Below are 7,243 nucleotides of genomic sequence, written 5' to 3' on the forward strand. Positions count from 1 at the left end.
AGCTGCATGCGCTCGGCCCGCCCGAGGTAGCCCATATCTGCAAGCTGGAAAAAACGGCGAACTACGTGTAGCCGAAAATAGTTGCGGTGATATATACCTATAGGCGTGTTAAGGGAAATCTGTTCGAAGTTATCATCAATCTCATATATTATTCTTTTTTTTAATCGTTTGAGTTGATATAAAAGCCGAAGATCAGCCATTTCAGTGTTTCTGCCGAAAACGGCTACATCACACCAAGTTGAATCTCTTTTGATAAGTCCTGCGGTAGGAAGAGAAAGTCGAGCTTGGATATGCAAGCGGAGATTTACCTTTCTCTGTTGCTCTAGGGCAATAAGCGGTTTGAGTAAACCGATTACTACACTTGGAATAATATCAGGAACTATTACCAGGATATTAGTAGGAGGGCTTTTTGTCATGGATTGCTAGTGTTTGACTTACAATGAATGCTAGTTATAATTTTTTAAAGCTTACCCGCTGATTCAGCAAGTTGTGCAACTAACTATGTCGTGTAAGTATTAAAAATTGATTTGCCTCGACTAATATGTAATATACAGGATCTACAGCCTCAAGAGGTAATTCCATGCTTAGCGATATACTCTTCGGTGACATCTTTTGTATTGCTATCAGCGACAATATTACCCTTTTCGAGCCAAATGGTTCGTTCGCAAAAGCTGTTTAGCAGCTCAAAGCTATGGGACGAAAAAACAAGGATCTTTCCCTGATCCATGAATTGGAGCATCCTGCGCTTCGCTTTTTCCGCAAACTGTATGTCGCCGGCACCCATTATTTCATCGATTAATAATATTTCGGGATTAATGCTTGTGGATACGGCAAAGGCTAATCTAATAAACATGCCGGCAGAATATGTTCTAACAGGATAGTTTAAGAAATCACCTAGCTCCGTAAATTCAGCAATCTCAGGAAGCTTTTGCTCGATTTCATCACGTGTCATGCCAAGCAATAAGCCACGAATCCGGATGTTGTCCCAGCCGGATTGGCTCATCTCAAAACCTGTCGCGAATTCAAACATAGGGCAGACGTGGCCGCTTTTATAGATAGCTCCTGAAGTCGGGGGATAGATGCCGGCCATTACCTTCAAAAGTGTGCTCTTGCCCGCTCCGTTTAGGCCGATTAAACCTACGCGTTCCCCTTGGTGTATCTCAAGATTGACATTTTTAAGTGCATCTACGCGATATATGCCGTCTTCAGCCTTTTGCTTGCTGAGAAGAGTAGCTAGCCAGCCTTTTAATCCATCATGTGAGTTTCTACGTCCTTCAAAGGATATGCCAACATCATTTAATTGTAGCCCTATACTCATAGCCAGAACACCAGTCGAGAATCGAATTTTTTAGCAAACAATATTGCGATAATCCAGATTATTAATATATATACCCATGCAAATAGATAGTTTTGGGCTGGAGCTAGCTCCCCAGTTAAAATAGGGTGCCTGACGATGTCAATTAGATAATATAACGGATTGTATTGATAAACAAAGTCCAAATGTCGATCTTGCAGGACTTTGATAGGGAACATTATTGGGGTAACAAAGAAAAGGACCTGCAGAATTCCTCCCATTGCATGAGGTAAGTCTCGAAATCGAGTACCTAAATATGCGCAGATTACTATATGTGCTTGTGCAGCTAATAGCAGAGTTACCATTCCTGGGAGAGAAAATATCCAACCTAATATTGAGAAACTATGAAAAACTAGTTGAACGGGAATAAGAATGGCTAAACCGATTAATAGGACTATCGTGTAGACTACTAGAGGCCTTATCAAGTAAATCTGCTTGGGATAAGCAAATTGTTTGATATAGCCTTCGGAGTTAATAAAGGCTACGGCCGATTCCGTTAGAGATGAGACTATAAATCCCCATATTACGAAACCTGCAGTTAAAAAGGGCAAAAATTCTTGCATTGGTTGGTGGAAGAGTATGCCATAAATTACACCGGCACCGCCAACGAATATGCCTAGGTTCAGTAAAATCCAAAGCGGGCCAATAAAGGAGCGTCGGAATCTCGTTTTAACATCTTGAGAGCCAAGGAACATCCATACTCGCCACACTTTGCAAGATGCCAGGCTATCAGAAAACAGCTTTTTAGTCTGAGGAGTCATTGTTTTTTTCTCGAGGTAAAGCTAATCCCATCCGAATAAAGCCATCTTGATGTAGCTCATTCGTGAAACCTTGTTGGCGGTATAAATTGATAGCATGGTGATTGCTTTCTAAAACATCCAGAAATAGATATTTAAGTCCGAATTCATTTTGACAAAGCCGAATTAGGGCTGTGCATGCATTTCGAATGTATCCCTTACCTGCTTCTCCAGGAGCAGCTAAAAAGCGCCCTACTTCGGCTTGCCCGTTCTCCCATTGGATTCCATATACCGATGCTTGGCCTACTGGCCTGTTCTCATGCTCTACAATAAATAGGAAATCGTCATCTTTCTCGATATACTTTTCATACCAAGATATGTGAGTCTCGCTTGTAATAGGCTCTGATGTTTTAAACCATCTACGAGCCTCTTCCCTGTTTCTCCAGGATAGCGTCATTGCGAGATCACTCCTTTCTATAAGCCGTAAGCCGATAGAGCCGTGAAGGAAGGCGTTTAGATGTCGCTTCATTTCGCGTATTGCAGGATTAGTTTAGATACGTGATCGATATCAGATTTTGTAAGGCCTAAATGAAGGGGGAGCGAGATAATTTCATTACACGCAATCTCTGCTTCAGGGCATGTGCCTTTGGCATATTCATACATGCGGTACTCAGTATTATTTCGGTAATGTACACCGGGATATATTTCGTGCTCGTTGAGAGCCAACATAAGGGCATCGCGATTTTTAACGCGAATTTGGAGGAGGTGAGTAGAGGACTCACAGTGTGGGGCAACAGGGACAACTTTTACGTTTGGCTTATCAGAAAGATGTTGCCTATACCAGTTTGCTAATTGGCGTCGGTAGGCATTGTCTTGGTCCAGATATTTCAAGGCTACCAAACCCATTGCGGCCATAATCGAGTTGCCATGATATTTGTAGCCGACCTCTTCTACATCGTACATCCATTTGTAGGCTCCTTGAGCGGCAGTTCGGGCATAAGTATCTTTATTGATGCCGAGCCAAGTAAGCTTGCGAACATGCTCATCATCTTCTAGTTCTTTGTAGCAAATCATGCCCGAATCGGCAGTCGGCAAGTTCTTTACTGCTTGGAAGCTGAATACGGACACGTCAGCTTCGTGCCCTATATGTTTACCATTCCAGCGAGTTCCAGCCATATGCGCAGCATCGAGAATAAGCTTAATGCCGTGTTTGTTGCATAATGCTACGATTTTTTCATACTGGCCAATGTTGCCGCCAATACCGACAAAAATAATTGCTTTAGTTCTAGGAGTGATGTGTTTTTCAACGCTTAATGGATCTAAGCAAAGATATTGGTCAACATCTGCAAAGACGGGCTTCATGCCCGCATACAGTATTGCATGGTTGGTGGAAATGAAAGTTAGTGGAGTCGTAATGACTTCGTCATCATCAGACCAGTTGTATTTTTTCTTGAATAATTCCACTGCTAGATGCAATCCAACAGTATTTGAACTTAAAAAGTGTGCATGTGGAAGTCCCGTATAGCTTTTCCATGCATCTTCCATTTTGGCTGTTTTAAATCCTAGGCCGGTCCAGCCTTTTTGTAGGCACTCTCGAATTTCCTCTAGGCATTCGTCAATGCGGAATTTAGGTACAAATAGTTGAGTGGGCATTTTTCTATCCAATTAGATTAGTTTTATATAATCAAGCATTAATAATAGTTTACAAGGTCGGTGCGTAGTTCATCTTTGCTATATCAGCTTTAGCTTAATTACTTCGTCGACGAATAGTTCAATCTGGTCTTTCCAATTAGGCACCGCCAAGTCAAACAAAGTACGTAGTTTTGTAGTATCAAGCCGAGAGTTTTTGGGACGTAGAGCACGCGCGTGGGTCTCTGAGCAATGTATTGGGAAAATTTTATTGGGAATCGCTTTAATCGGTAAGCCACGGTTCCGAGCAATACTAACTAAGATCTTTGCGTAATCGTACCAAGAGGTTTCTCCGCCCGCGGCCAAGTGGTAAGTGCCACTAGCCAAATCCGGTAGACGCGGATCTGTGCTAATGCGATAAAGCATTGTGGTGGTTATGGTGCTAATTAACTGGGCGCTTGTCGGAGCTCCAAAACAATCATTCACCACATCAAGATGGTCTCGTTCGAGTGCTTGTCTAAGTATTGCTAGAGGAAAATTGCCGCCGCGAGTAGAGTATACCCAGCTGCTTCTTAATATGAGGTGTTTACAGCCACTGGTTCGAATAGCTCTTTCGCCGTCTAATTTTGTTTGGCCGTAGGTATTGAGCGGCTCCGCATGATCGTCTTCTACATAAGGCGTAGTTTTTGCGCCATTAAAAACATAGTCAGTAGAATAATGTACTAGCCATGCATTGGCGATCGCGGCTTGGGAGGCCAATACGCTCACAGCATCGACATTAATTTGCCGAGCTTCGTTTGGCTCCGTTTCTGCCTTGTCGACGGCAGTATAAGCAGCGGCGTTGACTATCACGTTTGGCTGGAGTTGTTTAATGCAGGCACGCAGGCCATTATGATCTGTTAGGTCTATATCTGACCTGCCGAATGCAACGACATCTCCCAGTATCGATAATGATCGTTGTAACTCCCATCCGACTTGGCCGTTTTTACCAAGCAATAGCACTTTCATAGAGAGGAAAAATGTTGATTGATTTTAAAGGAGTGCCCATATTTAGGATAAAGGTTTGGGTCAGGGAAAAACCTCTGAATTGCTTAATAATTGGCCTTCTTTGTCTTTCGTAGAAAGTATAGGCGTATCAGCAGTTTGCCAATCAATGCCTATATTGGGGTCATTCCACAGAATAGTTCGCTCGTATGCTGGCGCGTAGTAGTCGGTGGTTTTATATAAAAACTCGGCAGCATCGCTAAGAGTAATAAAGCCATGCGCGAATCCGGCAGGTATCCAAAGCTGTTTTTTATTTTCCGCGCTTAACAACTGCCCGACCCAATGGCCAAATGTGGGAGAATTTTTTCTAATGTCAACAGCAACATCAAATACTTGGCCACTTATGACGCGTACTAGCTTTCCTTGAGTGTGTTGAATTTGATAATGCAGTCCTCGAAGAACATTCTTTGTTGAGCGCGAGTGGTTGTCCTGTACAAAATCTACGTGGTAGCCAATAGCAGCTTCGAATTGTAATTTATTGAAGCTTTCGAAGAAGAAGCCACGCTCGTCCCCATACACTTGCGGCTCGAATAGAATGACTTCAGATATGCTTAGTTTGGTTGCTTTCATCAGAATACAGTATTGTTTATAGCTTGCAGTAAATAACGACCATAGCCGCTTTTAATTAAAGGCTGCGCTAGTTTCTCAAGCTGTTCCGCATCTATCCATTTTTGTCGATAGGCGATTTCTTCTGGACAGGCAACTTTTAATCCTTGTCGACTTTCCAAGGTCGCTATGAACTGACTTGCCTCTAGTAATGATTCGTGTGTGCCCGTGTCCAGCCAAGCATATCCACGGCCCATAATCTCCACATTTAATTGGTCTCTTTCCAGGTATCGCCGGTTTAGGTCAGTTATTTCCAACTCTCCGCGTGCGGATGGTTTTAGATCTTTGGCGATATCGACTACCTGCTGATCATAAAAGTATAGTCCCGTTACTGCATAGCTTGATTTTGGTTTTTCAGGTTTTTCCTCTAAAGAGAGTACTTTACCTTGAGCATTAAATTCGGCCACACCGTAGCGTTCTGGATCATGAACGTGATAGGCAAAAACGCTCGCACCATTTTCACGCTTCATGGCATGATCCAATAGCTGATAGAAATCATGCCCGTGGAAGATATTATCTCCAAGCACAAGTGCCGAATGATTATCACCGATAAATGTAGAGCCGATAATAAATGCTTGGGCCAAGCCATCAGGGCTAGGCTGTACAGCATATTGTAGATTTATCCCCCATTGACTGCCCGTTTGGAGTAATTGTTCGAAACGGGGTGTGTCTTGTGGAGTAGAGATTATCAAGATGTCGCGAATACCAGCCAGCATTAATGTACTGAGAGGGTAATACACCATCGGCTTATCGTACACTGGTAATAGCTGTTTACTAATGGCCAGTGTTGCAGGATGCAGACGTGTTCCAGAGCCGCCGGCTAGAATGATGCCTTTTCGTTTCATATGGTAATTCTCTAGGAGTTGGTTGGGTGTTGATTTGCTGACAATCTATAAGCTCCAACTAGTGTGCTGCGTCTCGTTTCGTTCTTGGATAATGTTATTTTGCGTCAAGATAAGCAGTCTTGGTTATCTAGGCATTACTGCATTGTTTTGCGGAAACTTGTTTCGAATGTTTTGGCTGGCTTCTAACTCAACGTTAGTATGCGCACATCCATCGGGTGGGGGAGATTGTGACCAAGATCGCTTGTAGCGAATGTGCTTTACTTTGGTAGCTTTTGTGGCCTGGACGTAGAGGTGATTCGTCCGGTAGCAGGCTTGCTGGTCGACGGACCCGCCGTTTTGAGCGAGCCAGCCCAAGAAGACGGTTGAGCCAATAAGCCCGGTTCCACCAGTTACGAAGATAGCCATAAGGTATTGTTATAAATTTGCGATTAGGGAAGTGCCTACACTAGGTTTGCCGTAGTTGCTTTTTTAGGTGGTATCCATTGTAGAAGGATTGCCCCATTACTGCATGTATTGGCGCCCCATTTTGGTGCGGCGCAGCAATTAGAGCTATCAATTGTAGTCGTGTTACAACGTAGCCTAATATAAGAATGTATCGAATAACGACTTGTTATGACTAAAAGGAGTGCCTTAACCTTGTTAGTGCTATAAGCGGTTCAGTAGTACCGCAATCGCCATGCCCAGGTTGCCGCTGGTTGTCAGTCGATATAATCCCGCTTTTTTAAACCCGACGATGCGCGGTATTAACCATTGTTGACGCGCTGCGGCGAACTGCGCCATGATCTGCCGGTTTTCGGGGGGCATGTGTGGAGCCAGCTTTTGCAGGGCGCGCAGGTGTATGTCGTTGTTGTGTTTTAGGGTAGGCCCGAACAGCTTGGCGATGCGGCTGGCCAGGGAAGGGCCGCCGGCGGCCATGCCTATCAGGTTGCTGTCGTGCTGGCGATAGCGCAGGCTGGGTTGAGGGTCGAAGCGCACGGCGCCGCCGCAGGCGGTTACAACCAGGTAGGCCCACCAGTCGTGAATCACGA

Annotated in this window: 8 protein-coding genes and 1 pseudogene; all 9 read right to left on the reverse strand. The window is 44.1% G+C overall.

Features of this window, described 5'->3' with window-relative positions; all coding sequences use genetic code 11:
• The coding region (locus tag Q0495_RS15210; protein ID WP_298627796.1) for a hypothetical protein at positions 1–416 on the reverse strand (416 nt) is incomplete at its 3' end.
• 149 nt (positions 417–565) lie between these two features.
• Positions 566–1,318: an ABC transporter ATP-binding protein gene (locus tag Q0495_RS15215; RefSeq protein ID WP_298627798.1), complete on the reverse strand. Its 753-nt coding sequence runs from the start codon at positions 1,316–1,318 to the stop codon at positions 566–568.
• Positions 1,315–2,115 carry an ABC transporter permease gene (locus Q0495_RS15220; protein ID WP_298627800.1) on the reverse strand — a complete coding sequence of 267 codons (801 nt, stop codon included), beginning with the start codon at positions 2,113–2,115 and terminating at the stop codon, positions 1,315–1,317. Before Q0495_RS15220 ends, Q0495_RS15215 begins: the two co-directional genes overlap by 4 nt.
• Positions 2,099–2,620 (reverse strand): GNAT family N-acetyltransferase, encoded by a 522-nt coding sequence (locus Q0495_RS15225; protein ID WP_298627802.1) that lies wholly within the window; start codon positions 2,618–2,620, stop codon positions 2,099–2,101. The genes Q0495_RS15220 and Q0495_RS15225 overlap by 17 nt, the downstream gene beginning before the upstream one ends.
• Positions 2,617–3,744 carry a DegT/DnrJ/EryC1/StrS aminotransferase family protein gene (locus Q0495_RS15230; RefSeq protein ID WP_298627804.1) on the reverse strand — a complete coding sequence of 376 codons (1,128 nt, stop codon included), beginning with the start codon at positions 3,742–3,744 and terminating at the stop codon, positions 2,617–2,619. The genes Q0495_RS15225 and Q0495_RS15230 overlap by 4 nt, the downstream gene beginning before the upstream one ends.
• 78 nt (positions 3,745–3,822) lie before the next feature.
• Positions 3,823–4,728 (reverse strand): dTDP-4-dehydrorhamnose reductase, encoded by a 906-nt coding sequence (gene rfbD, locus Q0495_RS15235; protein ID WP_298627805.1) that lies wholly within the window; start codon positions 4,726–4,728, stop codon positions 3,823–3,825.
• 60 nt (positions 4,729–4,788) lie between these two features.
• Positions 4,789–5,334 (reverse strand): dTDP-4-dehydrorhamnose 3,5-epimerase, encoded by a 546-nt coding sequence (gene rfbC / locus Q0495_RS15240; protein WP_298627806.1) that lies wholly within the window; start codon positions 5,332–5,334, stop codon positions 4,789–4,791.
• Positions 5,334–6,215: a glucose-1-phosphate thymidylyltransferase RfbA gene (gene rfbA, locus Q0495_RS15245; RefSeq protein ID WP_298627807.1), complete on the reverse strand. Its 882-nt coding sequence runs from the start codon at positions 6,213–6,215 to the stop codon at positions 5,334–5,336. The genes rfbC and rfbA overlap by 1 nt, the downstream gene beginning before the upstream one ends.
• Before the next feature lie 645 nt (positions 6,216–6,860).
• Positions 6,861–7,243, reverse strand: a pseudogene (locus Q0495_RS15250) (glycosyltransferase family 2 protein); the annotation flags it as partial.

The sequence above is a fragment of the uncultured Legionella sp. genome (genome assembly GCF_937871865.1).
Taxonomy (GTDB): Bacteria; Pseudomonadota; Gammaproteobacteria; order Legionellales; family Legionellaceae; genus Legionella.

Excerpts from the sequence above, each read along its gene's own strand:
- Q0495_RS15215 (WP_298627798.1), bottom strand. The coding sequence starts at position 1,318 with ATGAGTATAGGGCTACAATTAAATGATGTTGGCATATCCTTTGAAGGA.
- Q0495_RS15220 (WP_298627800.1), bottom strand. The coding sequence starts at position 2,115 with ATGACTCCTCAGACTAAAAAGCTGTTTTCTGATAGCCTGGCATCTTGC.
- Q0495_RS15225 (WP_298627802.1), bottom strand. The coding sequence starts at position 2,620 with ATGAAGCGACATCTAAACGCCTTCCTTCACGGCTCTATCGGCTTACGG.
- Q0495_RS15230 (WP_298627804.1), bottom strand. The coding sequence starts at position 3,744 with ATGCCCACTCAACTATTTGTACCTAAATTCCGCATTGACGAATGCCTA.
- rfbD (WP_298627805.1), bottom strand. The coding sequence starts at position 4,728 with ATGAAAGTGCTATTGCTTGGTAAAAACGGCCAAGTCGGATGGGAGTTA.
- rfbC (WP_298627806.1), bottom strand. The coding sequence starts at position 5,334 with ATGAAAGCAACCAAACTAAGCATATCTGAAGTCATTCTATTCGAGCCG.
- rfbA (WP_298627807.1), bottom strand. The coding sequence starts at position 6,215 with ATGAAACGAAAAGGCATCATTCTAGCCGGCGGCTCTGGAACACGTCTG.